Raw genomic sequence first — 25,578 nt, forward strand, 5'->3', positions numbered from 1 at the left:
ACAAGGACTTTAGGGATACCACTTAAGACGAATAGATCAGCTATATAAAGACCTGATCAGAAAGACTTGCCAGCAAGATAGCTAGGACCAAGTTCTTAATGCCAGGCTCTAAGAATGAACGCTTTGAAGACGTACGCTCAAGATAAACGCTGAGAAGAAGACAGCCGTTGGCGTAACCTGCCTTGTAGCCCCTCAAACAGGCTATCAATAGTCAAAGCGAGCAAGGCAATAATCAGTGCGCCCTGCACCACATAGGCCATGTTACCGTTGATGATACCGGCAATAATCGGGTCGCCCAGGTTGCTGGCACCAACGGTGGCACCAAGCGCTGCGGTTGCAATATTGATTGTCACCGATGTACGTATACCGGCCAGTATGACCGGGGCGGCCAGGGGCAGCTCTACCTGATAGAGCGTTTGTAGCGGCGTCATCCCCATTGCGCGAGAAGCCATCTTGATGTCTTCATCCACAGCATGCAGCCCGGCCAGGGTGTTGCGTACAATAGGCAACAGGCCATAGAGCATTAACGCCATGATAATCGGCAGCGTGCCGAACCCAAGGACCGGCACGGCAAGCGCCAGTACGGCTACCGGCGGAAAGGTCTGCCCCAGGGACGACAACTGCGCCACTAGGGGCAGAAAGTCGCGGCCTTTTTTGCGCGTGACGGCAATCCCTGCGCCTACGCCAAGGAGAATAGTGACCAAAGCGGCCACCCCTACCACCAGTAGATGGCGCCCAAGCAGCTCATAAAACTGGGCGCGCTGGTAGATAACCTGTCTGGCATCCGGCTCCAGCCAACGAAAAAGCCCTTCTGCATGAGCAATACCCATAACGCAGACAACGAGCAGCAAGCCCCAGAGTAATGAGCGTATCCATAGGCGCCTATCTGCGTGCTGATCGCTATGCTTCACGCATACTTCCTTTTTCCAGCTGAGCTTCCTTGACGATTTTACGCAGCGACAGCTCACCGATTGGCACATCGTGCTGATCGACAACGGCAAGGCGGTCGGTATGATCGCGCAGCATCATGGAAAGTGCCTGGCGCAGAGAAAAGTCGGCCGAAATACGATACTGCGAAGGCAAGGTGGGGCCCAGGGATGACATATGGTCTTTTACACGCGTCAATGCCGCCTGCTTCAGACCGCGCTCAAGCCCGCCCAGCAGAGATTCTACGAAGAGATCCTTGGGATGCTGCAAAAGCGCCAGCGGCGTGCCCTGCTGCACAATCCGACCGTCACGCATCACTACCAGATGATCGGCAAGTTTTAGTGCTTCATCCATATCGTGGGTAACAAATACCACTGTTTTATGCAGGCGAGACTGAAGGCTTGCCAGCTCATCCTGAAGCTTGATGCGGGTAATCGGGTCAAGCGCCCCGAAGGGCTCGTCCATCAATAAAATATCCGGATCGGCAGCCAAGGCGCGAGCCACGCCCACGCGCTGAGCCTGCCCGCCGGAAAGCTGGTGAGGATACTTGTGGGCAAACTCCTCGATGGGCAGGCCAAGCAACGCCATCAGTTCATCCACCCGCGCTTGTATATCGTCAGCTGACCACTTGAGCAGCCGGGGAACCAGGCCGATATTGCGGGCTACTGTCCAATGCGGAAATAAGCCGGTGCTTTGTATTACATAGCCTATACGACGGCGCAGCTTGACCGGGTCGTAAGCTTCAAGCGCCTGACCATCCAGGATGATATCTCCGCTGCTACGCTCAATCAGACGGTTGATCATACGCAATGTAGTTGACTTGCCGCAGCCCGAGGTACCTACCAGCGCGCAAAACTTGCCCTTGGCCACCTTGAGGTTGATATCATCCACGGCAGTTTCATCACCAAACCGCTTGGACACCTGTGAAAGCTCAATCATTGAATGCCTCCGGGGCGCAGTGCCTCTGCCAGCGCTCCCAAAGCAGCATCCACTAATAGAGCTAGTATGAGAATAGGTAGTGCACCAAGTAGCACCATATCCATGGCAGCTTGCCCCAATCCTTGAAATATAAACGTGCCCAACCCACCGGCTCCAATTAATGCCGCTACCGCCGTCAGGCCAATTGCCTGAACAGTCGTAATGCGTACACCTTCAAGCAACACCGGCAGCGCTAGAGGCAAGCGCACCTGCCAGAACTGCTGGCCACGCCGCATCCCCATGGCAGTGGCTGCTTCAAGGGTGTCAGGGCTTACCTGTTCCAGCGCAATATAGGTATTACGTACTATGGGCAGCAGGCTGTAAGCCACCAGGGCGATCAGCGCAGGCGTATTGCCAATACCACTAACACCCAGTTGCGCCAGCACCGGCACGTTGGCGGCCAGCCAGGCAAGTGGCGCCAGCAGCAAACCAAATAGTGCCAGGCTGGGTATGGTCTGTAGAAAATTGAGCATTGCAAACGCACTTTTTTGCAGCCGTCTAAAGCGGCGCATCAGCATGGCAAGCAGCACCCCCAGTACAATGCTTATGCCTACAGCTACGCCTACCAGGACAATATGCTGGCCTACCGCGCGTATAAATTGCCGGTCACGTGCATTGAACTCCTGAACCAATGCCAGATCGTCCAGCCAAAGCGAAGCACATAGCCACCATAAAAGCCCTACTCCCGTCAGGATAAGCACTGGCCAGAGTCGCGTCAGAGCAAGCCGCAAACGCAGCTCAATCAAGCACAGCAGCAAGATAAACAGTATTAACCAGTAGCTAGCCCCTATTCCCAGGCGCGCCTGGGGTAGCGTAGGGTCTATCAGAAAATGGCTGGCCACCATCAGGCCAAACGGCATAAGCGCCAACAGCAGAACCACCACACCCATGGCCGCTGCATAATTGGTGCGGCTTGGCTGACTCGCCAGGCCGCCGATGGCCAATATCAGAAGAGACGCCAAAAGTGCTCCTGGTAAACCGATTGCCCCCAGCACATCGACACCTGTGCCTTGAACAATGCGGTTAGGCGCTACGCTGACAGCATCCATCCCCCAAATTACTGCCAGCATCACGATGCTCAGGCTGGCTAAAACAGCATTAGGGCACCCACCACGCCTTAATTTAGGCGTGGGTAGCGCATCCAGAAGCGACATTAATTAGTTATCCAAACTGTCTAGATAGTCGTTGGCCACTTGATCGGCCGATAAACCGTTAACCGCCACATTGGCATTGAGTTCTTGCAGCGTTAGCTCATCGAGAGTTGAAAAGACATCACGAAGCAAAGTCTCAATGTCGGGGTAGGCTTCAAGCACACTCTCGCGTACTACTGGCGCTGGCTGGTAAACCGGCTGTACGCCTTTGGTATCTTCAAGCACCACCAGGCCTAGAGCGCTCAGGCCACCGTCGGTGCCGTAAGTCATTGCCCCATTCACACCACTGGTTTGCTGGGCCGCCGCACGCATTGTGGCAGCCGTATTACCGCCGGAAAGCACTAACAGCTGGCCATCGCTCAGTTCAAACCCGTAGGCTTGCTGAAACGCTGGTAGCGCCTGGGCAGATTCAACAAACTCGGCACTCGCGGCAAACTTGAACTCTCCACCGTCGGCAATATAGGTCGCCAAATCATCCAGTGTTTTCAGGTCATGCTCGCTCGCAACGTCTTCGCGGATACTCATTGCCCAGGTATTGTTGGCACTGGCCGGTGTTAACCACACCAAGCCGTTTTGGGCATCAAGCTCGCGCACCGTTTGATAGGCTTGCTCGGGATTTTTCCACACATCGCTGTCGGCCATATCAAAGAAGAACGCACCGTTGCCGGTGTATTCGGGATATAGATCAATCTCCCCCGCACTTAGCGCGGTCCGTACGACATTGGTTGCCCCTAGCTGGAGGCGATCTTCGGTCGGGATACCATTGCGTTCAAGTGTCTGGATGATCAGCTCACCCAGCACAGCGCCTTCGGTATCAATCTTGGAAGATACCACCACCGGGTCATTGGCGTTTGCAGTCGATAACGTCACAAGCGACAGACTGACGACAGAGAGTAGAGGTTTCAGTGTAAAGCGCATCTGGGCAATCCTTTAGTAGACGTCTTTTCTGGAAGAAATACTGCAAGTATAAGAGGCATTTAAGGGGCTGCCAGACGCCACCTGTTGGCGCCTGGCAGTTATGCCCTTACTGAGTGGCTTCGATGACCCAGGTAGTTCCTTCCCTTGAGTCCTTGAGAATAATCCCCAGGGCGGCCAGCTCATCACGAATAGCGTCAGCCTGGGCAAAGTCCTTATTGGCTTTTGCCGCTTGGCGCTGGGCAATTTTTTCCTCAATCGCCGCTTCGCTTAGCGCGACACCTTGCTGTTGAGAGCCTTTCAGAAAGACCTGAGGCGACTGTTGAAGAAGGCCCAGCACGGCAGCAAACTGCCTAAGCGCCGCCGCCAAGGGCAAGGCGTTGTCTGGCGCCTCGCTCTTGGCTCGGTTCACTTCCCGCGCTAACTCAAAGAGTACCGCGAGTGCTTCCGGCGTGTTGAAGTCGTCATCCATGGCAACGGTGAAACGCTCACGGTAGGCGCTTGCTGCCTCCAGCGGCGCTGAGCTTTCGCACTCAACACCTTCCAGCGCCGTATAGAGGCGTGTCAGGGATTTGCGCGCCTCAATCAGCGAATCCACCGAGTAATTGATCGCACTACGATAGTGGCTCGCCACTAACAGATAGCGCACTACTTCCGGGTCATGCTCGGCCAGCACATCTCGAATAGTGAAGAAGTTGCCCAGGGATTTAGACATCTTCTCCTGATTCACACGCACCGCCCCGGCATGCATCCAAGTGTTGACGTAAGTTTTACCCGTAGCCGCCTCAGACTGGGCAATTTCGTTTTCATGATGGGGAAAGGTCAGATCAGGCCCGCCGCCATGAATATCAAAGGTATCACCCAGGCAGCAGGTCGACATCGCCGAGCACTCGATGTGCCAGCCGGGCCGCCCGTTACCCCAAGGCGATGGCCAGTGTGCCTCACCTGGCTTGGCGGATTTCCAGAGCACGAAATCCAGCGGGTCCTCTTTATGGACATCCACCTCAACGCGTGCACCTGAGCGCATATCATCAAGCTGGCGGTTGTTGAGCTTGCCGTAGCCGGCGAACCTGCGCACCCGGTAGTACACGTCGCCGTTCTCGGCCGGATAGGCAAACTCTTTCTCGATCAGGGTTTCAATCATGGCAACGATATCGCCAATATGCCCCGTTGCCCGGGGCTCCTGGCTTGGCGGCAGCACGTTCAGGCGCGCCTCGTCCTCATGCATGGCATCAATCATGCGCTCGGTCAGCGCCGTGATGCTTTCACCGTTCTCGTCGGCGCGCTTCAATATCTTGTCGTCAATATCCGTAATGTTGCGCACATAGGTTACGTCATAGCCACGATGGCGCAGGTATCGGGTGATCACATCAAACGCCACCATGACGCGGGCGTGGCCAAGGTGACAATAGTCATACACCGTCATGCCGCAGACATACATGCTTACCTTACCCGCGACCAGCGGCGTAAATGGTTCCTTGCGACGTGTCAGCGTATTGTAAATTTGCATATGACGATTCCTTAACCCTTCTGTTTGATTTTCGCCCAGCTGTCTTTCAATCCTACGGTACGGTTGAACACCAGTTGACCCGGCTTGGAAAGGTGACGGTCAGCGCAGAAGTACCCCATGCGCTCGAACTGGAAGCGGTCTTCCGGCGCGGCATCGGCAAGGCTCGGCTCACCGATTGCCTGGCAGATGACCAAGGACTCCGTGTTCAAGTGCTCAAGGAAGTCGACATCTTTGTCACGGTCTGGCTGCTCGACCATGAATAGGTTGTCATATAGACGCACTTCCATAGGCACGCCATGGGTCGCGCTGACCCAGTGCACCACGCCTTTTACCTTGCGCCCTTCCGGGTTCTTGCCGAGGGTGTCGAAATCTACCGAGCAGCGCAGCTCGACCACTTCGCCGGCATCATCCTTAATTACCTCATCGCAGCGGATGACATAGCTGTTGCGCAGGCGCACTTCTTTGCCCGGCGCCAGGCGGAAGAACTTCTTGGGGGCATCCTCCATGAAGTCATCCTGATCGATGTACAGTTCGCGGCCAAACGGCACCTTGCGCATCGCCATGTCGTCACGCGCGGGGTGACCTGGCACTTCGTACACTTCCTCGTGATCTTCAGCCACATTGGTTAGTACCACCTTGAGCGGTTTCAGCACGCACATGGCGCGCGGTGCGTTGTCTTCAAGGTCCGAGCGGATCGCGTGGGTCAGCATGGCTATATCTACCAATCCGCCATCCGCCCGGGTCACGCCAATCATTTCGCAGAACTTGCGGATAGAGGCAGGCGTATAACCGCGGCGACGCATACCGGAAATGGTCGGCATACGCGGGTCATCCCAGCCGTCCACAATCTGCTCATCAACCAGCAGCTTCAGCTTGCGCTTGGACGTCAGCGTGTAATCCAGATTCAGACGGGCAAACTCGATCTGACGGGGTTTGCTGGGTACCGGCAAATTGTTCAAGAACCACTCGTAAAGGGGGCGGTGGTCTTCAAACTCCAGGGTGCAGATCGAGTGCGTGATGCCTTCGATGGCATCTGACTGGCCATGAGTGAAGTCGTAGGAAGGATAAATCTTCCACTTGTCGCCCGTCTGGTGGTGGCTTGCGTGACGGATGCGGTAAAGAATGGGGTCACGCAGATTGATATTGGGCGAGGCCATATCGATCTTGGCACGCAGCACTTTTTCGCTTTCGCCAAATTCGCCGTTGCGCATGCGCTCCAGCAAATCCAGGTTTTCATCGACGCTACGCTCGCGATAGGGGCTTGGCTTACCCGGCGCGGTCAGCGTGCCGCGATATTCGCGGATTTCGTCAGGCGAGAGGTCATCCACGTAGGCCTTGTCTTCGCGAATCAAATGCTGCGCCCAGGCGTAGAGCTGATCAAAGTAGTCGGATGCAAAGCGAACCGGGCCTGTCCAGTTAAAGCCTAGCCAGCTGACGTCTTCCTTGATCGCATCAATATACGCCTGCTCTTCTTTTGCAGGGTTGGTGTCGTCAAAGCGCAGATGACACTCACCACCCATTTGCTCCGCCAACCCGAAGTTCAGGCAGATCGACTTTGCATGACCGATGTGCAGAAAGCCATTGGGCTCAGGGGGAAAACGCGTCACGATTTTTGTGACCTGGCCGCCCTCAATTTCGTCGCGTACTTGGTTACGAATGAAATTCGGCGCTGGGGTGGTCTCGTTGGTCATGGTGGTGTTGAAAACCTCGTGGTGGATGGCGTGCCAGGCAACCAACGCCTACGCTAAGAGGTTAGCGCTTCGCGGTGCAGGGCAAAACCGCTATTATAGCGTGACGCCGATGCACAGCGCCAAGGCGAACGCCTTTATTGAACAGGAATTTATCTATGATCGTATTACAGACAAACTTTGGTGACATCACTATTGCTCTCAATCATGAAAAAGCGCCCGTAACGGCGGCCAACTTTGAGCAGTATGTGCAGGAAGGATTCTACGATGGCACTCTGTTCCACCGGGTCATTGACGGGTTCATGGTTCAAGGCGGTGGTTTTGATCAGGATTTCAACCAGAAGCCGACCCGCGACCCAATTGAAAATGAGGCCGATAACGGTTTGAAAAATACGGTGGGCACGCTTGCCATGGCGCGCACACAGGACCCTAACTCAGCCACTGCTCAGTTCTTCATCAACGTGGGTGACAACAGCTTTCTGGACCACAGCGGTAAAAGCCTGCAGGGTTGGGGTTACGCGGTATTTGGTGAAGTGGTTGAAGGCATGGATGTCGTCAATACCATTAAAGCCGTAAACACCACTCGTCGCGGCATGCATGCCGACGTACCCGCTGAAGACGTAATTATCGAACGCGCTTATATCAAGGACGCGGAATAACCCGGGAGCCTTATGCGCACTCTGCTTGTAGCTGATATGCACCTGAGCAGCGACACCCCTGAGATTAATCAGGGGTTTTATCGCTATTTGGATCAAACCGCACAGGGAGCGAATGCCCTTTATATACTGGGCGATCTGTTTGATGCGTGGATTGGGGACGATCTGCTCGATACTCCCCATCCACTCAGCGCAGTAGCTCTAGAGGTAATTCAGCGTTTACGAAAACTAAGCGATAGCGGTACCGCTATATACTTAAGCCACGGTAATCGGGATTTTCTTTTAGGTGAGCGGTTTATCAATGCCTGCCAGGCGACGCTGATTGCGGATGTCCAGGAAGTGGAACTTGAAGGCGTACCCGTTGTTCTGCTTCACGGTGACAGCCTGTGTACACAAGATGACGCCTACATGGCCTTTCGCCAGCAGTCGCGTAATCCTGAATGGCAGGCGCAGATTCTAGCGCTCCCCCTAGAGCAGCGTCTTGAATTGGCCAAAAGCCTGCGCATGCAGTCAGGAGATGCGAACGCCAGCAAGGCCGAGGCTATCATGGATGTGACCCATCAGGAGGTGGTGAAACTGATGGAGCGCTACGGCGTTATTACCATGATTCACGGTCATACGCATCGCCCCAAGGTTCATGACCTTACGGTTGAAGACGTGCCCGCTAAGCGCTTTGTACTGGGTGATTGGAATGCTCAGCATGGCTGGGACATCGTTATTGAACGCACTGAGCGCAATACCGCACCGCGGCTTCGCCAGTTTTCCTTGGCGACACCACCGGCAGCCTAAACCGACGCATTACGGCTCTCTTATTGGCAGCATTTGTTCAAATAGTACCTTTCACAATCAGCGCCCATTAAAAAAGCCGATCAAATGATCGGCTTTTTTGCGTTAGCGGTATGGCTTAATTCTAACGTTCGATATCAGCATCGCGATGCAAGTCATCAATCAACCCTTGGATTACAAATTGAGCACGTAGCTGTTCGGCCATTTGAGCAATAAAGCCCTGCATTTGCTCATCCGCTTCACCATCCGAGACCTCATCCAGCGCAACCAGAGCAGCCCCCTGGGGTAGCGCGATGGCACGATAGCGGCTTTCACCCTCTTCAGGGTGCGGCATACGGAAGACTTCCTGTACTAAGGCCTGGGGTAAAGCAGTGTCAGACTGACGGCTAACGTTGGTGGCTTCCTGCCAGTCGGCGTCTACGGCGTTGCCTGAGGCAAGTTCGGCAGCCATCGCCCGGGCCTGCTCTAGTAACGCTTCCTGACGCTGCTGTAAGGCCACAGCCTGCTCTACTTCTTCGCGTACCTCATCCAGGCTAATCAGTGTTGCGTCACGCTGCTCGGCAACCCGCAACACCAGTCGACGATCATCATCCAGCTCAATTACTTCACTGTTGTAACGCTCTTCCAACACTTCATCACTGAATGCTTCGTCCAGAACGCCAGGCTCTGAAAGTACGCCCTCACCTTCGCCGCGGGCAAGCCAGTCGGTCTGGTTAAGCGTTAAATCCAGATCGTCAGCTACGCTTTGCAGGTCGTCAGCAGCAAAGCTTTCATCAATGAGCTGCTGCACCTTGGTATTAAACGCATTGTTGACGTCATTCAAGGCAACGTTCTGGCGCAATACCTCCCGCTGATCTTCAAAAGAAGGCGCATCAATTTCCGTTACCTGAAGAATGTGAAAAGCACCGTCAATTTCAACGACCCCAGATGTCTGACCCTCTTCAAGCGCGAAAGCGGTATTATCAAATTCACCGCCGAAAATACCGCGTGAGATAACCCCAAGGTCGCCACCCTCTTCAGCGCTTGCCGTATCATCAGAATAACGCAGAGCTGTATCGGCAAAGGACTCCCCTTCATCGAGCGCCTCGCGGGCAGTATCGGCAATATCGCGCGCTTGTTCACGAGTACGCTCATCGCCAAACGTCACCATGATGTGCGACACACGTCGATCAGCATCCCGGTTCTGCTCACGCCAGGCGCTACGCAGGGTATCTTCATCAACATCGCTTTCTGCCGCCATGGCCTGACGATCAATCAGCACATACTCGACGCGCACCTGCTCAGGGCGCTCAAAACGCTCCTGGTTGGCATCGTAGTACGCCTGCACCTGTTCATCGGTAACATTGATATCGATATCGGCATTGTCGCTATCCAAGAGCACGTAGCGGAAGCTGCGCGCTTGGCGCTGAAGCTCGGCCAGGCGAGCCTGCTCACTGGGCAGGCTGAAATCGCTGAACGCCAGACCTTGCTGTAGCTGCTGGCGCATGATATCTACCCGCAAGTCCTGACGGAATGAAACCGGCGAATAACCCGCACCCGCTAGACGGTTGCGGAAAATATCGGCAGAAAAACGGCCGTTTTGATCATGAAATTCAGGTAGGCCAACAATAATTTGGTCTAACTGGGCATCAGAGACGTAAAAACCGCCATCGTCTGCATATTGAGTCAGCAACTGTTGAGTGATCAGTTGATCGAGCATGTCGTTGCGCAACGCACGCTCTTGCTCAGGAGGCACCTGGCCCGAGCGTAGCGCTCTTTGTACTTCAAGCTCAACCTGCTGGCGCATGATGGGCTCGCCGTTAACGCTTGCGACTTCATTGGGATCACTGCCAAAAACACTGAACAGGGATTCCACTCCAAACAGCGCCATGGCAGCTACCATGAGACCGATAATAATTTTGGCGCCCCAGCTTCTGGAGCCATCTCGAATACTTTGCAGCATGCTAGCCTCAGATCAACACAGCCATACAAATAAACCCTAACGTTGCCCGAAAAGTTGTTTTCGGATAACCCCTTAAATACCAGGCCAGAAAATAACATGGGCGCATCGCGGATGCGATGCGCCCATTAGCTTACCGTAAACGCAGGTCAATTAGTTGACGGCGTCTTTCAATGCCTTGCCTGCTTTGAAGCCAGGTACTTTTGCAGCTTTGATCTCGATCGGTTGGCCCGTCTGCGGGTTACGGCCAGTACGTGCAGCACGCTCTTTAATTGCGAAGGTACCAAAACCTACCAGTGAAACGCTTTCACCTTTCTTGAGGCTATCGGTGACAGACTCCACCATGGCATCCAATGCGCGGGTTGCCGCTGCTTTAGGAATATCGGCAGACGCGGCAATGGCTTCAATCAGCTCGGACTTATTCACACTTCACCCCTTAACTGTTTCAAAAAATGGCTCTGAACGGCATGGCCACCAGAAGGTACAACCTCAAAGCATAGCTGCGTTTTATAGCAATGCCTTGAAACCTCTGTCAAGCAACCACACCGTGAAATGCCCGTTGCACAAGGCATTGGGCAAATTCACTATGTAAAATTAAAGACCGATGGCTTTAACATTAATGGGTATTGGCGACCGTGGTAGCGCTCAACGATGCATCAGTGCCTTTCAGCGCGGCACCACCATCATTTTCATCACTTACCAAAGCTACCGCCAATACATCATCTATCCAGCGTACCGGGCGAATATCTAGAGGTCCTTTGATATTTTCCGGTACTTCCTTGAGATCACGGCGGTTTTCTTCAGGAATCAAGACGGTCTTTATACCACCACGACGGGCTGCCAGCAATTTCTCCTTTAGCCCACCGATCGGCAAGACTTCACCGCGAAGGTTGACTTCACCTGTCATGGCAACATCACATCGCACTGCACGCTGCGTATAAGCCGACACCATGGCCGTTACCATCGCAATGCCCGCGCTCGGACCATCCTTGGGCGTCGCCCCTTCTGGCACATGAATGTGCAGGTCTTCGGTCTCAAAACGCGCAGAATCAATACCGAGGCTTTTAGCACGCGCTTTAACCACCGTCTGCGCGGCACTCACCGACTCCTTCATGACATCGCCAAGCGAGCCTGTCTTGTTGATACGTCCTTTGCCCGGCGTAACCACTGACTCAATACTTAGAAGCTCACCGCCTACCGATGTCCAGGCAAGCCCCGTTACACGACCCACCTGGTCATCCTGCTCGGCCAACCCATAGCTGTAGCGCCGGACGCCTGCATAGTCCTCGATCTGCTCAGCCGAGAGGGTCTGCGTTTTATCAAGCTTCTTCTTCTCGAGGCGCTCGCGCAGCACCTTGCGGCTCACCTTGGCAATCTGACGCTCAAGCTCACGCACACCGGCTTCACGCGTATAGTAACGAATCAGCTCAAGCAAGGCGTCTTCATTGAGCGCCAGCTCGCTGTCTTTAAGGCCGTTAGCTGCCAGTTGCTTGGGCAACAGGTAGCGCTTGGCAATCGCTAGTTTCTCGTCTTCCGTATACCCCGGCAGACGAATAATTTCCATACGGTCCAAAAGCGGGCCAGGAATATTCATCGAGTTGGCAGTACAGATAAACAGCGTCTCGGAGAGATCGTAATCAAGCTCCAGATAGTGATCGCTGAAACTGTTATTCTGCTCAGGATCCAGCACTTCAAGTAGCGCTGATGCAGGATCGCCACGGTGATCCATGCCTAGCTTATCTACTTCATCGAGCAGGAATAGCGGGTTCTTCACGCCCGCCCGGCTCATGCGCTGCATCAGCTTACCAGGCAGCGAACCGATATAGGTGCGTCGATGGCCACGAATTTCAGACTCATCGCGTACGCCGCCCAAAGCCAGACGGACATACTTACGGTTGGTCGCCTTGGCGATCGACTGCCCCAGCGAGGTTTTACCCACTCCAGGCGGGCCTACCAGGCATAGCACTGGGCCTTTCATCTTGCGTACGCGCTTTTGTACAGCCAGGTACTCAAGAATCCGGGCTTTAACTTCTTCCAAACCGTAATGATCTTCATCAAGTACTTCCTGGGCTTTAACCAGGTCGTGCTTGACGCGGGTACGTTTTTTCCAAGGAATAGCCACCAACCAATCAAGATAAGAGCGCACCACCGTTGCTTCAGCGGAATTGGTCGCCATCATCTTGAGCTTGTTAAGCTCTTGATTGGCTTTATCGGATGCCTCCTGGGGCATGCCCGACTCTTTGATAGCCTGTTCGTACTTTTCCGCTTCATTAGGCACATTATCAAGCTCACCCATCTCTTTCTGGATGGCTTTCATCTGCTCGTTCAGATAGTACTCGCGCTGGGTTTTTTCCATCTGCTCCTTAACACGCGAGCGGATGCGCTTTTCTACCTGCAGCAGATCAATTTCGGACTCGATAAGCGCCATCAGATGCTCGATACGATCACGCACCCGATCCATTTCCAGCAGCTCCTGCTTATCGCCAATCTTGAGCGACAAGTGAGCGCAGATGGTGTCTACCAGCCGGCTCGGATCTTCGATGCCCGCAAGAGAGTTAAGCACCTCATTAGGTACTTTTTTGGACAGTTTGACGTACTGCTCGAACTGATTGAGCAGTACGCGCACTAATGCTTCCTGCTCACGGCTAGTCAGCGGCTCACTCTCACGCGGTGAAAGGTACGCTTGGGTATAACCCGCCTCGTTTTCTTCAATTTCGAGCACATCGGCACGGAAGCTTCCCTCGATCAACACCTTAACGGTGCCGTCAGGTAGCTTGAGCAGCTGCATGATATCCGCCACGGTTCCCATGGCGTAGAGGTCAGCATTATCGGGCTCGTCTTGAGAGGCCTCACGCTGAGCCACTAGCAATACACGCTTATCCGCCTCCATCGCTGCTTCAAGCGCCTGGATAGACTTTTCGCGTCCAACAAACAGCGGAATGACCATTTGCGGGTAAACCACAACATCCCGCAACGGCAATAAGGGTAGACATTGAGTCTGTTCGGCGTTCTGCTGCATCGCAGACGTTCCTCAACAATCGGATGAGCACTTGATGTAGACATCTGATCAAGCACATCACTGTATGAAAAGTACTACGCAGTGTAGGGCATGCTACGCAGTGACACCTTATGAACAACAAGGGGTCGCATAGGCGACCCCTTGGTTTGGCGCAGGCGGTTGAAGCTAGGCCGTAGCTATCAATCCCTCTCTAGCCATCAGTCCCATCAACGCGTGCCTCTTCTTGCTTGGAATACATCAAGAGCGGCTCGCTTTCACCGGCAATGACTGAACCATCAATCACCACCTTGCTGACATTTTCCAATGATGGAATCTCATACATGGTGTCAAGCAGAACCGATTCAAGTATCGAGCGCAGGCCACGAGCACCTGTTTTACGCTCCATTGCCTTGGATGCCACCGCACGCAGCGCGTCATCTCTGAACTCGAGCGTTACGCCTTCCATTTCGAAGAGCTTGGCATACTGCTTGACCAGCGAGTTTTTCGGCTCTGTCAGAATCTGAATCAGCGCATCTTCGTTAAGCTCGGTCAACGTTGCGATAACCGGTAAACGCCCCACGAATTCCGGGATCAAACCGAATTTCACAAGATCCTCAGGCTCAACGTCGGCTAACAGCTCGCCAACACCGCGCGATGACTCTTTGCTTTTCACGCTTGCATTAAAGCCGATTCCGCCTTTCTCAGCGCGGTCACGAATAACCTTATCAAGCCCTGCGAAAGCACCACCCACGATAAACAGAATATTGCCGGTATTAACCTGGACAAACTCCTGCTGAGGGTGCTTTCGGCCGCCCTGAGGCGGTACAGAAGCAGTAGTTCCCTCGATCAGCTTGAGAAGCGCCTGCTGTACGCCCTCGCCCGACACGTCACGCGTAATTGACGGGTTATCGGATTTACGCGAAATCTTGTCGATTTCATCGATGTAGACAATGCCACGCTCGGCCTTCTCTACATCGTAATCACATTTCTGCAGCAGCTTCTGGATGATATTTTCAACATCCTCACCCACGTAACCTGCTTCAGTCAGTGTTGTTGCATCCGCAATGGTAAAAGGTACGTTCAATAAACGCGCCATGGTTTCCGCCAGCAGCGTTTTACCGCTACCAGTAGGACCGATGAGCAGAATATTAGATTTACCTAGTTCAACATCGCCTTCACGCACGTCCGTTTTCAGACGCTTGTAGTGGTTGTAAACCGCTACAGACAGCACCATCTTGGCACGGTCTTGTCCGATGACGTAATCGTCTAGTGTATGGCGAATTTCGCGAGGCGTAGGTAAACGCTCTTCATCGCTCTCGGCATCGGCTTCGAGAACTTCCTCGCGAATGATGTCATTACACAAGTCGACACACTCATCGCAGATATATACGGATGGGCCAGCAATTAATTTACGCACTTCGTTTTGATTTTTTCCACAAAACGAGCAGTAGAGTAATTTACCACCTTCATCCTTGCCTTTGCCGTCGGCCATTCGCGTACCTCTGTCACTGCGGCGGCTTACACCGCCATAAAAGCTCGTTAGAAAAGCAAAACCTCATCACGCTATCAGGATGTAGGCCGCTTATCCAGCACTGCGTCAATCAAGCCATACTCTTGAGCTTTATTGGCGCTCATGAAGTTGTCGCGATCCGTATCACGAGAAACCGTTTCCAGGTCTTGACCAGTATGATGGGCCAGAATCTGGTTCAGTTTTTCGCGAATACCCAAAATTTCGCGGGTATGAATTTCAATATCAGACGCCTGGCCCTGATAACCGCCTAACGGCTGATGGATCATGACACGGGAATTAGGTAAGCAGTAACGCTTGCCTGCTGCACCTGCAGTCAATAGCAGTGCGCCCATGCTGGCTGCCTGACCAATACATACGGTTGACACATCAGGCTTGATAAACTGCATGGTGTCATAAATCGACATGCCAGCTGTCACCGAGCCGCCAGGAGAATTGATATACAGATGAATGTCCTTATCGGGGTTTTCCGACTCGAGGAACAGCATCTGGGCTACCACCAGATTGGCCATGTAGTCTTCAACAGGGCCAACCAGGAAAATCACACGCTCTTTCAACAAGCGCGAGTAAATATCGTAGGCTCTTTCCCCTTTGGCGCTTTGCTCAACCACCATAGGCACTAAACCGCCGGCATTTTGAATATCAAACTCACTCATTCAGGTGATTCCTTGCGTCCGGTGAGGGAAAGGCGCACCGAAAACGATGCGCCGCGCTGACGGGTACTTAGGCGCTCTCTTTCTCGCCCTCTTCGGCACCCTCGTCTTGTTCAGCTTGCTGCTGAGCGGCAGCCAATGCTTGCTGATAAGACATTTCAACGTCTTTAACGTTCGTTTGCTCAAGCAGCTTATCTACTGCTTTCTCTTCGAGAATGGCAGATTTTACCTGAGTTTTCAGCTGGTCGTTGCTCATGTAGTACTCAACAACCTCGGAAGGATCCTGGTACTGCTCGGCCAGCTCTTCAACCTTCGCCTTAATCGCATCGTCGTTGGCATCAAGTTCGTTGGCCTTGATAACTTCAGCCAGCAACAAACCTACCTGCACACGACCCTTGGCCTGCTCTTCGAAAAGCTCGTTAGGCAGCTGGCTGACATCGAAGTCCTCGCCCAGGCCGAACTGCTGTGCCGCCTGACGCTTCATAGCATCAGTCTCTTGCTGAACCAGAGCGCTGGGCACGGGAATATCATTGGCTTTTTTCAACGCATCCAGTACTTGCTGCTTGACACGATTATCAACCGCCTGGGTTGCTTCACGGGTCATATTCTTCTTGATCTCGGCGCGGAATTTTTCCTGATCTCCGTCTTCAACACCGAAGCGCTCGATGAAACTAGCATCAACTTCCGGCAGCTGCTGAGTACTGACTTTATGAACCGTTACCTTGAAGCTCGCCTCTTTACCCGCCAGGTGTTCGGCCTGGTAATCTTCAGGGAAAGTGACTTCAATAGTTTTCTCTTCACCGGCTTTGGCGCCAATCAGTTGTGCTTCAAAGCCTGGGATGAAACTGTTTGAACCGATAACCAGCGCATGGCCTTCAGCGCTACCGCCTTCAAACGGCTCGTCGCCAATGAAGCCCTGAAAATCAATTGTTACTTGATCGCCATCAGCAGCTGCTGCATCGGTTTCCTGCCAATCGGCGTTCTGCTTGCGCAGAGTTTCGATCATTTCGTCAACGTCAGCGTCGCTAACATTAACGACCGGGCGCTCAACCTCAGTACCTTCTATAGAGGTAAGCTCAACCTGCGGGTAGATTTCCATGATCGCCACGAACTCAAGATCCTTGCCCTCCTCGTTTACCTGGGGTTCGATCTGAGGGTAGCCAGCAGGATTGAGGCTCTCTTCGGTGATCGCACGAACGTAGCGCTCGCGCATTACTTCACCGACTACTTCGCTGCGAACGCTGTCGCCGTAGCGCTGACGCACTACTGCCATCGGTACCCGGCCCTGGCGAAAACCATTCAGGCGAACGTTTTTCGCAGTGTCTTTCAAGCGAGTGCTGACAGCCTCGTCGATTTCGGCAGCCGGTACCTGAATAGTGATACGGCGTTCGATCTGGGAGGTTGTCTCGACGGAAACTTGCATGAATTGTCCTCTAGCGGCTGGGCGTTATGTTGACTGTGTTTAATAAGATCAAAAGGGCAATTTTAAGAACCCTGACGCACGGTGGCAAGCGCCATGCTCGCAAGATGGGGGCATTGCGATTAATTACAAGGCAATTAGTGACTAATTTATTACTTTTAAGTCCTGAATTACAGCAATCATTATTTGAAACAACTTATGTTTGGTGTTTAGGCCCCCACCATAAACTGACGGCATGAATCAGCAGTCCGCAGGTAGCTGCATGGGAAATAAACACCTGCCAACTAATCCAAGCGGTAAAAAGAGTGTGCCAGAGGCCCATAATCGCAGCTCCCGCTATCAACATGAGCACAAGCCGCGCGCAGAGTCGAGGCAGCTGCTTTCGCTCATCAACTGAAAGTAGGCGCCATTGGGCCACCGCAGCCGTGGCTACCAGCGCCACTCCCATCAAGATAAGCGTTTGCCTCGTACCATGGCCACCGGCCATAAAGCGCGGCAAGGCGGCCAGCATTACCACACATAGCCCAAGCGCTACGCTGACCCGCTCGGCTGAATAAGGCTTAGGTTGCATTGGCTAACTTACCTTCAACTGCTGCTCTTCGAGCCACGCCTCGACCCAAGGAATGGCCGCATCATCTGCCATAAAGGTTTCCATGGCATCAATTTCCAAGCGCTCACCCAAACGACGTGCACCGTGATCCTCAAGTAACATATCCAGCTTTCTGCCTGCACCACAGAAGGTATCGCCGTAAGAGCTATCCCCCAAAGCAATCAACCCATAACGCAGCTCGGTAAGAGAGGGGCTTGTATCGCTCAAACTGCGTACAAAGGGCACAAAATTACCCGGGAAGTCCCCGCTACCGGTCGTGGAAAGCACAAATAAAGAAATACTTTCACCGCTGGTTAAATCATCTAACGTAGGCTGTTCAGCGATATTTACTTCGAATCCTGCTTTTTCGAAAAGTGGTTTTACCTGCTCTGCCACATCCAGCGCACCACCATACATCGTACCTACTAATATATTCATTTGAGGCATAGCTGTTGTCCCCCTGCTCAAAATATTCCGGCGCCTACCCGTTAGCTGACTAGGGGCCATTGCATTCGCTTGATATTAACATAACTGGCTTATACACCGCATTTCAGTGGCCGAGAGCACGCTAAATTGCACGATCAACATTGAACGCTTCATATCATTTACGCTGTTTTTTTCTAAATCGGGCATAAAAAATGGAGCGCCCAGGGGCACTCCATTGGTATAGCTAAAACGGCAGCGTATTAAGTACTACTTGTTTTGAACGTAGTGCTCAACCTGTTGCTTCAATTTTTGCCCTGGACGAAAGGTCACCACGCGGCGAGCCGAAATGGGAATTTCTTCGCCGGTTTTCGGGTTACGCCCAGGCCGTTCACGCTTATCACGCAGATCAAAGTTGCCAAAACCAGACAGCTTGACCTGTTCGTTTTCTCGTAAGCAGGCTCGAATCTCTTCAAAAAAAGCTTCGACCATTGCCTTTGCTTCTCGCTTAGACAGCGCCAGCTCGGTATGCAAATGCTCCGCTAGTTCTGCTTTGGTCAACGCACCCATAAAGACCCTCCTTGTAACAAACGCATTGCCAAGAACGTGATAAGCGTCGTGTCGCGTATTATTATCAGCCGCGCAGCTCAGCCTCAAGCTGGACACGCACTTGTGTCACGATGTTGTCTACCAACTGATTGATTTCTTCATCGTTTAGCGTGCGCGAAGGATGCTGCCAGGTCAAGCCTAATGCAATACTCTTATGGGCTTCCGCCACGCCTTTACCAGCATAGACATCAAATAGCTTAATGTCTTTTAAGTAATCACCGGCTTTTTCGCGGGCACAATCCAACAGTGCCTGTACGGGCACTTCATCTTTGATGATAAACGCCAGGTCACGGCGAACTTCTGGATAGCGTGACAGCGCTTCAAAGGCGGGAATCTTGCCTTGACTTAATGTATCCAGACGCACTTCAAAGAGTACAGCATCTACTTTAAGCCCAAGCGTTGCACGTACCCGGGGATGTAGCGTGCCAATCCAGCCCGCATGCTCGCCATTGAACAGAATCTCCGCACTTTGACCTGGATGTAGCGCCGGATGCTCGGCGGGTTCAAAGCGCCAGGCATCAAGATTTCCACCTAGGCCCAAGAGACTTTCAAGATCCCCCTTGAGATCATAAAAGTCGATACGCTCTTTAGAACCGCTCCACCCTTCTGTTTCTCGGCTACCGCACGCCAAGGCGCCCATCATGGGTACCTGTGAAAGCTGATCCAGCTCTCCATTGAACACCAGCCCGGTCTCAAACAGCCGAACGCGAGTCTGCTGGCGATTCAGGTTGTGCTCCATGGCACGCACCAAGCCAGGGAACAAGCTCGCTCTCATTACCGATAAATCAGCAGAGATAGGGTTGGCAAGCACGGGCGATACGGCATCAGGCAGCAGAGCCGCCTGCAATTCAGGCGCGACAAAGCTGTAGGTGACTGCTTCCTGGAACCCACGGGCAACCATCTGGCGACGCAGCTGCGCATGGGTCAGGGTAGCCTCATCAGCCGAGCGCAGTGCAAGCCGCGCTGCCGGGCGTCGCACGGGCAAATTGTTGTAACCATGAATACGCGCGATCTCTTCAATCAGATCCTCTTCAATGGCTACATCAAACCGCCAGCTGGGTGCCACTACCAGCCAGCCTTCCGCCTTCTGGGTAACATCAAGCCCTAGACGCTTGAGGATATCGGTGACGTCATCGCTTGCCAGCTTTTTAGACAGCGCACTTTCTAGCCGCGCTTCGCGCAGCAAAATGGTGCTTGGCGCAGGCATATCAGCATCGCTTTTGCACTCAGTGAGCGGACCAGCCTGGCCTCCGCAAATATCGATCAACAAGCGCGTGGCACGCTCTATAGCGCTGCTTGCAAGCTCTGGATCAACCCCACGTTCAAAACGGTGTGATGCATCGGTATGCAGGCCGTAGGAACGTGCTTGCCCGGCAATGGCGAGCGGCGTAAAGAAGGCTGACTCAAGGAATATCGTCTCGGTGGATTCACTTACCCCTGAATTTTCACCGCCCATGATACCCGCCATGGCAAGCGGCCCGGCCTGGTCGGCAATTACCAGTGTTTCAGGGCGCAGAGCTACTTTCTGTCCATCCAAAAGCGTCAACTGCTCACCACTCTGAGCAAGACGTACAATGATGTTGCCGCTCAAGTTATCGCGATCAAACGCATGTAGCGGTTGACCCAGCTCCAGCATCACGTAGTTGGTAATATCAACTACTGGGTCAATTGAGCGAACGCCACTACGCCGAAGGCGTTCGACCATCCAAAGCGGTGTTTCTGCCTTGACATCAACCCCCTTGATGACACGACCTACGTAACGCGGACACTTTTCCGGCGCTTCAATATTCACCGTAAAAGTGTCTTCGATTTCTGCTGTGACAGGCTCGTCTGCAGGTTCGTTCACAGCCAAGCGATTGAGTACACCCACTTCGCGCGCAAGACCTTTGATGCTCAAGCAGTCACCGCGGTTAGGCGTCAGATCAACCTCGATGGTCATGTCATCAAGGTGCATGAACTCACGAAAGTCGACGCCAACTGGCGCAGACTCAGGCAGCACCAGAATACCAGGCGAGGTTTCTTCCTCAAGCCCAAGCTCTGACGCCGAACAGATCATTCCTCGAGACTCAACACCGCGCAGTTTGGCTTTCTTGATCTTGAAATCGCCTGGCAGCACTCCACCCACCTGGGCAAAAGGAATCTTCTGACCAATATCCACGTTCGCCGCACCGCAAACCACCTGCACCGGCTCATCGGAGCCATCATTAACGGTACACACGTTTAACTTATCGGCATCGGGGTGCTTTTCTTTGGTAAGCACTTCGGCCACCACAACACCGCTAAATGAGGCGGCAACCGCTTCGACCGCATCAACTTCCAATCCGGCCATGGTGATCTGATCGGCCATTGCCTGAGTACTTAGCTGCGGTGATACCCATTCGCGCAGCCACTGTTCTGAAAATTTCATGATCGTTCCTGTATTCGGCTGCGGTGTTAGGCGAATTGGCGCAAGAAGCGCAGGTCATTTTCAAAGAACAAACGCAGATCGTTGACCCCGTAACGCAGCATGGCCAAACGCTCTGCTCCCATGCCGAAGGCAAACCCGGTATAGCGCTCGGTATCGATACCTGAGTGACGGAATACTTCTGGGTGCACCATGCCGCAGCCCATTACCTCAAGCCAGCCGCTGTGCGAACAAACCCGACACCCTTTTCCACTACACATTACACACTGAATATCGACTTCTGCGGATGGCTCAGTAAACGGAAAGTAAGAAGGCCGAAAGCGCACGGAAAGATCGTCACGCTCAAAAAAAGCCTGAAGAAAGTCTTCAATGGTGCCTTTCAGGTCGGCAAAACTGACTCCTTCGTCAACCAGCAGCCCTTCCACTTGGTGAAACATGGGCGTATGGGTCAAGTCGGAATCACTGCGATAAACGCGCCCGGGGCACACAATGCGCAGCGGCAGCTCGCCGTTTTTCATGGTGCGCACCTGCACCGGCGACGTATGGGTTCTGAGCAGGCGAGTAGCGTCAAAATAGAACGTATCGGCCATGCCCCGCGCCGGGTGATGGGCAGGAATATTTAGCGCTTCGAAATTGTGGTAGTCATCTTCAATCTCAGGACCTACCGCCACGTCATAGCCAATACGCGTGAATAAGCCTTCAATACGCTCAAGAGTACGCGTTACCGGATGCAAGCCGCCTTCAGCCTGACCGCGGCCGGGCAAGGTAACGTCGATCCGCTCAGCGGCCAGACGCTCATTTAGAGCGGTGTTTTCAAGCTGCTGTCGCTTGGCATCAATTTCACTGGCAAGCGTTTGCTTGGCCTGGTTGATTCGTTCACCGGCGGCCGGGCGCTCTTCTGCTGACAGTTTGCCCAGGCCTTTCAGCAAAGCGGTCACTTCGCCCTTTTTGCCCAGGTAGCGAACTCGCAATTCTTCTAGCGCAGAAACATCATGCGCAGCCTGAATGGCATCACGAGCTTCAGATACCAGAGTAGGAAGGTGGTCCATCCGTTTCACTCCGAATTAAGCGATTCCCTCTTCATGAGGGCGTGGCGTGTTAAAGGTGACAAAAAAACAGGGGAAGAGCGGCTGCTCTTCCCCTGTAGGGTCACACTAAAATGACCTTGGTCATCTTATGCTGGCATAGTGCTCAGCATAATGACCTTATTGGGCAGCCTTGGCTTTTTCCACGATAGCAGCAAATGCTGCTTTTTCGTGTACTGCCAGATCAGCCAATACTTTACGGTCAATTTCAATACCGGCTTTCTTCAGACCGCCAACAAAACGGCTGTAAGACATACCGTTGATGCGCGCACCCGCATTGATACGCTGAATCCACAACGCACGGAACTGGCGCTTGCGGTTACGGCGGTCACGGTAAGCATACTGGCCGGCTTTGATAACGGCCTGTTTAGCTACGCGGAAAACACGCGAACGGGCACCGTAGTAACCTTTAGCCTGCTTCAATACTTTTTTATGGCGACGACGGGCGACTACGCCACGCTTAACACGAGTCATAACACACTCCTGACTTTATGGCTGAGGCCAATGGCACTCAGAAAAGAAAATTCGACCTTACAGATTCGGCAGCATGCGCTGGATTAGCGCTTTATCAGAAGCATGGATCTGCTTCATTCCACGCAGCTGACGCTTACGCTTGGTCGACTTCTTGGTCAGGATGTGGCTACGGAAAGACTGCTTGTGCTTAAAGCCATTTGCGGTCTTTTTGAAGCGCTTGGCAGCGCCACTGTTGCTTTTGATTTTCGGCATGAGAAAACTCCGCTCGATATTTTTTAGAAAACCCAGGGCCAACCACCGCTTAAGCGGTGGCCCGTTGACTTCGCCGTTGGATCACTTCTTTTTTGGGTTAAGGATCATGATCATCTGGCGGCCTTCCATTTTCGGAAAAGACTCCACCGCACCGATCTCTTCCAGGTCTGCCGCGATCCGTTCCATCAGCTTGCGGCCGATATCCTGGTGCGCCATTTCACGACCACGGAAGCGCAAAGTGACCTTACCCTTGTCACCACCTTCCAGAAAGCGCGTCAGGTTTTTCAACTTCACCTGATAATCGCCTTCGTCAGTGCCAGGACGGAATTTGACTTCCTTGACCTGGATTTGCTTTTGCTTCTTCTTTTGAGCCGCTTTCTGCTTCTTCGTCTCAAAAACGAATTTGCCGTAATCCATAATCTTACAGACGATGGGATCGGCATTCGAAATTTGCACGAGGTCTAAACCGGCAGCTTCTGCACGCTCTAGCGCTTCGGTGGTGGGCACAACACCCAACTGCTCACCTTCAGCATCAATTAGACGCACTTCTTCTTCGGTAATCCGCTCGTTCATTGGTGGGCGTTTGTCTGCTGGACGCCCGCGCTGGTTGCTTCGCTTGATTGCTCCGTCTCCTTAGGCAATTGACGATGTCGCCAGGGCTGCTCGCTCTGCAGTTAGACGCTCAATAAGTTCGTTGATCGTCATTGTGCCGAGGTTTTCGCCGCTGCGTGTTCGAACGGCCACCGAGTCAGCTTCGACTTCCTTATCTCCCACCACAAGGAGATAGGGAATTTTCTGTAACGTATGCTCACGGATTTTAAAGCCGATCTTCTCATTCCTCAAGTCCGCTTTAGCTCGTAAGCCACTTTTTTGCAGGCGTTGCTCTAATTCAAGCGCATAATCACGCTGTGCATCGGTGATCGTCATGACTACCGCCTGCTGAGGTGCCAACCATAATGGCATAGCGCCCGCATAATGTTCAATCAAGATACCGATGAAACGCTCCATGGAGCCCACAATAGCACGATGCAGCATTACTGGCGGCTTGCGTTCGCCTTCTTCAGTTACATACTGTGCACCAAGACGCTCTGGCATCATGAAGTCGACCTGCATAGTGCCCACCTGCCATTCACGCCCCAGACAGTCTTTCATATGGTATTCAATCTTGGGACCATAGAAAGCACCTTCGCCAGGAAGTTCCTGCCATTCAACATCACAGGCTTTTAGAGCACCACGCAACGCATCCTCTGCACGATCCCATACCTCATCACTGCCAATTCGCTTTTCAGGGCGAAGAGCAATCTTGATAGCAATATCTTCAAAGCCAAAATCGTTATATACCTTCAGAGCCTGGCGATGAAAACTGGTTACTTCAGGCTCAACCTGGGCTTCCGTACAGAAAACATGACCATCATCTTGCGTAAAGGCTCGTACGCGCATGATACCATGTAACGCACCCGACGGCTCGTTTCGATGGCATCCGCCAAACTCGCCAAAACGAACAGGCAGCTCACGATAGCTGCGCAGCCCAGAATTGAACACCTGTACGTGACCTGGGCAGTTCATTGGCTTAAGGGCATACTCGCGTTTTTCAGACTCGGTAAAGAACATACCGTCTGCGTAGTTATCCCAATGACCTGATTTTTTCCAAAGCGAGACATCCATCACCTGCGGGCAGCGAATTTCCTGGTAGCCGCCCTCTTTATAAACGCCACGCATATACTGCTCAACCTGCTGCCACAGCGCCCAGCCATTGGGGTGCCAGAATACCATTCCCGGTGCTTCTTCCTGCATATGGAAAAGATCCAGGCGGCGAGCAAGCTTACGGTGGTCACGTTTTTCGGCTTCTTCAAGACGTTTTAGATAAGCTTTAAGCTGCTTCTTGTCACCCCAGGCCGTTCCGTAAATACGGGTCAACATGGCGTTAGACGCATCTGCACGCCAGTACGCACCTGCAAGCTTGGTTAGCTTGAAGGCCTTGAGGTGGCGAGTATTGGGCACGTGAGGGCCACGGCACATGTCCGTGTATTCTTCATGATGATAGAGACGAATCTCTGCACCCTCAGGTATATCGCGAATAATTTCCTGCTTGTACGTTTCGTCACGCTGCTGAAAAGCTTGCATTGCCTGATCGCGATCGACGTACTCACGAACTACATCATACTCACTCTCAATCAGCGCCTGCATACGCTTTTCGATAGCATCAAGATCTTCAGGCGTGATCGAACGGCCAAAATCGATGTCGTAGTAGAAGCCATTATCGATGACCGGGCCAATGGCCATTTTGGCATCCGGGTATAACTGCTTGACCGCATGACCAATCAAATGCGCACAAGAGTGACGAATGATCTCGACGCCTTCAGGATCACGTGCGGTAATGATCGCGACGTTTGCGTCCTGCTTGATAAGGTCTGCGGCATCGACCAATACACCATCGATTCGACCTGCAATGCAAGCCTTAGCCAAACCAGGGCCAATGGACTCAGCAAGTTGCATGATTGAAAGTGGCGATTCAAATGTTCTTTGGCTACCGTCAGGTAGTGTAACAATCGGCATTCAGATATTCCTTGAGCGCAGTGGTGATCCATACCAA

The 25,578-nt window shown here is 53.0% G+C and carries 23 protein-coding genes; 2 read left to right on the forward strand and 21 right to left on the reverse strand.

Translation table 11 applies throughout. The features are described 5' to 3' along the window. Window positions 1-137: 137 nt before the first annotated feature. The 6 genes from ELY25_RS11385 to ELY25_RS11410 form a co-directional block, all read right to left on the reverse strand. Window positions 138-911 (reverse strand): ABC transporter permease, encoded by a 774-nt coding sequence (locus ELY25_RS11385; RefSeq protein WP_236995716.1) that lies wholly within the window; start codon window positions 909-911, stop codon window positions 138-140. Next, on the reverse strand, window positions 901-1,866 hold the full coding sequence (locus tag ELY25_RS11390; RefSeq protein ID WP_126951411.1) for an ABC transporter ATP-binding protein: 966 nt from the start codon (window positions 1,864-1,866) through the stop codon (window positions 901-903). The genes ELY25_RS11385 and ELY25_RS11390 overlap by 11 nt, the downstream gene beginning before the upstream one ends. Next, a complete protein-coding gene (locus ELY25_RS11395; protein ID WP_126951412.1) occupies window positions 1,863-3,059 on the reverse strand; it encodes an ABC transporter permease in 1,197 nt (398 codons plus the stop codon). Before ELY25_RS11395 ends, ELY25_RS11390 begins: the two co-directional genes overlap by 4 nt. Before the next feature lie 3 nt (window positions 3,060-3,062). Then, entirely contained in the window at window positions 3,063-3,974 is a 912-nt protein-coding gene (gene osmF, locus ELY25_RS11400; protein WP_126951413.1) for a glycine betaine ABC transporter substrate-binding protein OsmF, read from the reverse strand. Window positions 3,975-4,080: 106 nt separating this feature from the next. Then, window positions 4,081-5,481 (reverse strand): cysteine--tRNA ligase, encoded by a 1,401-nt coding sequence (gene cysS / locus ELY25_RS11405; protein WP_126951414.1) that lies wholly within the window; start codon window positions 5,479-5,481, stop codon window positions 4,081-4,083. 11 nt (window positions 5,482-5,492) lie between these two features. After that, entirely contained in the window at window positions 5,493-7,172 is a 1,680-nt protein-coding gene (locus ELY25_RS11410; RefSeq protein ID WP_126951415.1) for a glutamine--tRNA ligase/YqeY domain fusion protein, read from the reverse strand. A 155-nt stretch (window positions 7,173-7,327) separates the two neighbouring features. Here ELY25_RS11410 and ELY25_RS11420 point away from each other — a divergent pair, with 155 nt between their 5' ends. Together ELY25_RS11420 and ELY25_RS11425 are read left to right on the forward strand one after the other, a co-directional pair. Then, on the forward strand, window positions 7,328-7,828 hold the full coding sequence (locus tag ELY25_RS11420; RefSeq protein WP_126951417.1) for a peptidylprolyl isomerase: 501 nt from the start codon (window positions 7,328-7,330) through the stop codon (window positions 7,826-7,828). A gap of 12 nt (window positions 7,829-7,840) precedes the next feature. Beyond that, window positions 7,841-8,614, forward strand: coding sequence for a UDP-2,3-diacylglucosamine diphosphatase (locus ELY25_RS11425; RefSeq protein WP_126951418.1), 774 nt, complete (start codon window positions 7,841-7,843; stop codon window positions 8,612-8,614). Between the two features lie 121 nt (window positions 8,615-8,735). On the opposite strand, the gene ELY25_RS11430 is transcribed toward ELY25_RS11425, so the two are convergent. From ELY25_RS11430 to thrS, 15 genes are all read right to left on the reverse strand, one after another. Continuing rightward, window positions 8,736-10,553, reverse strand: a complete 1,818-nt coding sequence (locus ELY25_RS11430; protein WP_126951419.1) for a SurA N-terminal domain-containing protein — start codon at window positions 10,551-10,553, stop codon at window positions 8,736-8,738. A 150-nt stretch (window positions 10,554-10,703) separates the two neighbouring features. Continuing rightward, window positions 10,704-10,976 (reverse strand): HU family DNA-binding protein, encoded by a 273-nt coding sequence (locus ELY25_RS11435; RefSeq protein WP_087111465.1) that lies wholly within the window; start codon window positions 10,974-10,976, stop codon window positions 10,704-10,706. A gap of 190 nt (window positions 10,977-11,166) precedes the next feature. Continuing rightward, window positions 11,167-13,569 (reverse strand): endopeptidase La, encoded by a 2,403-nt coding sequence (gene lon, locus ELY25_RS11440; protein ID WP_126951420.1) that lies wholly within the window; start codon window positions 13,567-13,569, stop codon window positions 11,167-11,169. A 190-nt stretch (window positions 13,570-13,759) separates the two neighbouring features. Then, a complete protein-coding gene (gene clpX / locus ELY25_RS11445) occupies window positions 13,760-15,040 on the reverse strand; it encodes an ATP-dependent Clp protease ATP-binding subunit ClpX (RefSeq protein ID WP_126951421.1) in 1,281 nt (426 codons plus the stop codon). A 74-nt stretch (window positions 15,041-15,114) separates the two neighbouring features. Beyond that, window positions 15,115-15,732 carry an ATP-dependent Clp endopeptidase proteolytic subunit ClpP gene (gene clpP / locus ELY25_RS11450; protein WP_126951422.1) on the reverse strand — a complete coding sequence of 206 codons (618 nt, stop codon included), beginning with the start codon at window positions 15,730-15,732 and terminating at the stop codon, window positions 15,115-15,117. A 67-nt stretch (window positions 15,733-15,799) separates the two neighbouring features. Beyond that, window positions 15,800-17,152 carry a trigger factor gene (gene tig, locus ELY25_RS11455; protein WP_126951423.1) on the reverse strand — a complete coding sequence of 451 codons (1,353 nt, stop codon included), beginning with the start codon at window positions 17,150-17,152 and terminating at the stop codon, window positions 15,800-15,802. 193 nt (window positions 17,153-17,345) lie between these two features. Next, on the reverse strand, window positions 17,346-17,720 hold the full coding sequence (locus ELY25_RS11460) for a hypothetical protein (protein ID WP_126951424.1): 375 nt from the start codon (window positions 17,718-17,720) through the stop codon (window positions 17,346-17,348). A gap of 3 nt (window positions 17,721-17,723) precedes the next feature. Next, window positions 17,724-18,185: a flavodoxin gene (locus ELY25_RS11465; RefSeq protein WP_126951425.1), complete on the reverse strand. Its 462-nt coding sequence runs from the start codon at window positions 18,183-18,185 to the stop codon at window positions 17,724-17,726. Between the two features lie 246 nt (window positions 18,186-18,431). Continuing rightward, window positions 18,432-18,827, reverse strand: coding sequence for an integration host factor subunit alpha (locus ELY25_RS11470; RefSeq protein ID WP_260578835.1), 396 nt, complete (start codon window positions 18,825-18,827; stop codon window positions 18,432-18,434). After that, window positions 18,796-21,177, reverse strand: coding sequence for a phenylalanine--tRNA ligase subunit beta (gene pheT / locus ELY25_RS11475; protein ID WP_126951426.1), 2,382 nt, complete (start codon window positions 21,175-21,177; stop codon window positions 18,796-18,798). Before pheT ends, ELY25_RS11470 begins: the two co-directional genes overlap by 32 nt. A gap of 26 nt (window positions 21,178-21,203) precedes the next feature. Continuing rightward, window positions 21,204-22,223 carry a phenylalanine--tRNA ligase subunit alpha gene (gene pheS / locus ELY25_RS11480; RefSeq protein ID WP_126951427.1) on the reverse strand — a complete coding sequence of 340 codons (1,020 nt, stop codon included), beginning with the start codon at window positions 22,221-22,223 and terminating at the stop codon, window positions 21,204-21,206. Between the two features lie 156 nt (window positions 22,224-22,379). Continuing rightward, a complete protein-coding gene (gene rplT / locus ELY25_RS11485) occupies window positions 22,380-22,733 on the reverse strand; it encodes a 50S ribosomal protein L20 (RefSeq protein WP_009097607.1) in 354 nt (117 codons plus the stop codon). 57 nt (window positions 22,734-22,790) lie between these two features. After that, entirely contained in the window at window positions 22,791-22,985 is a 195-nt protein-coding gene (gene rpmI, locus ELY25_RS11490) for a 50S ribosomal protein L35 (RefSeq protein WP_009724291.1), read from the reverse strand. An 81-nt stretch (window positions 22,986-23,066) separates the two neighbouring features. Further along, window positions 23,067-23,558 carry a translation initiation factor IF-3 gene (infC, locus tag ELY25_RS11495; protein WP_126951428.1) on the reverse strand — a complete coding sequence of 164 codons (492 nt, stop codon included), beginning with the start codon at window positions 23,556-23,558 and terminating at the stop codon, window positions 23,067-23,069. A 60-nt stretch (window positions 23,559-23,618) separates the two neighbouring features. Next, on the reverse strand, window positions 23,619-25,541 hold the full coding sequence (gene thrS, locus ELY25_RS11500) for a threonine--tRNA ligase (protein ID WP_126951429.1): 1,923 nt from the start codon (window positions 25,539-25,541) through the stop codon (window positions 23,619-23,621). Window positions 25,542-25,578: the final 37 nt, after the last annotated feature.

Origin of the sequence: Vreelandella populi (assembly GCF_003989825.1) — a bacterium.
Classification (GTDB): domain Bacteria; phylum Pseudomonadota; class Gammaproteobacteria; order Pseudomonadales; family Halomonadaceae; genus Vreelandella; species Vreelandella populi.

Coding starts and splice junctions, on each gene's coding strand:
- rplT (WP_009097607.1), bottom strand. CDS start 22,733: ATGACTCGTGTTAAGCGTGGCGTAGTCGCCCGTCGTCGCCATAAAAAA.
- osmF (WP_126951413.1), bottom strand. CDS start 3,974: ATGCGCTTTACACTGAAACCTCTACTCTCTGTCGTCAGTCTGTCGCTT.
- pheT (WP_126951426.1), bottom strand. CDS start 21,177: ATGAAATTTTCAGAACAGTGGCTGCGCGAATGGGTATCACCGCAGCTA.
- ELY25_RS11420 (WP_126951417.1), top strand. CDS start 7,328: ATGATCGTATTACAGACAAACTTTGGTGACATCACTATTGCTCTCAAT.
- ELY25_RS11395 (WP_126951412.1), bottom strand. CDS start 3,059: ATGTCGCTTCTGGATGCGCTACCCACGCCTAAATTAAGGCGTGGTGGG.
- ELY25_RS11410 (WP_126951415.1), bottom strand. CDS start 7,172: ATGACCAACGAGACCACCCCAGCGCCGAATTTCATTCGTAACCAAGTA.
- ELY25_RS11460 (WP_126951424.1), bottom strand. CDS start 17,720: ATGCAACCTAAGCCTTATTCAGCCGAGCGGGTCAGCGTAGCGCTTGGG.
- pheS (WP_126951427.1), bottom strand. CDS start 22,223: ATGGACCACCTTCCTACTCTGGTATCTGAAGCTCGTGATGCCATTCAG.
- clpP (WP_126951422.1), bottom strand. CDS start 15,732: ATGAGTGAGTTTGATATTCAAAATGCCGGCGGTTTAGTGCCTATGGTG.
- tig (WP_126951423.1), bottom strand. CDS start 17,152: ATGCAAGTTTCCGTCGAGACAACCTCCCAGATCGAACGCCGTATCACT.
- rpmI (WP_009724291.1), bottom strand. CDS start 22,985: ATGCCGAAAATCAAAAGCAACAGTGGCGCTGCCAAGCGCTTCAAAAAG.
- cysS (WP_126951414.1), bottom strand. CDS start 5,481: ATGCAAATTTACAATACGCTGACACGTCGCAAGGAACCATTTACGCCG.
- ELY25_RS11430 (WP_126951419.1), bottom strand. CDS start 10,553: ATGCTGCAAAGTATTCGAGATGGCTCCAGAAGCTGGGGCGCCAAAATT.
- ELY25_RS11465 (WP_126951425.1), bottom strand. CDS start 18,185: ATGCCTCAAATGAATATATTAGTAGGTACGATGTATGGTGGTGCGCTG.
- lon (WP_126951420.1), bottom strand. CDS start 13,569: ATGCAGCAGAACGCCGAACAGACTCAATGTCTACCCTTATTGCCGTTG.
- infC (WP_126951428.1), bottom strand. CDS start 23,558: ATGAACGAGCGGATTACCGAAGAAGAAGTGCGTCTAATTGATGCTGAA.
- thrS (WP_126951429.1), bottom strand. CDS start 25,541: ATGCCGATTGTTACACTACCTGACGGTAGCCAAAGAACATTTGAATCG.
- ELY25_RS11425 (WP_126951418.1), top strand. CDS start 7,841: ATGCGCACTCTGCTTGTAGCTGATATGCACCTGAGCAGCGACACCCCT.
- ELY25_RS11390 (WP_126951411.1), bottom strand. CDS start 1,866: ATGATTGAGCTTTCACAGGTGTCCAAGCGGTTTGGTGATGAAACTGCC.
- clpX (WP_126951421.1), bottom strand. CDS start 15,040: ATGGCCGACGGCAAAGGCAAGGATGAAGGTGGTAAATTACTCTACTGC.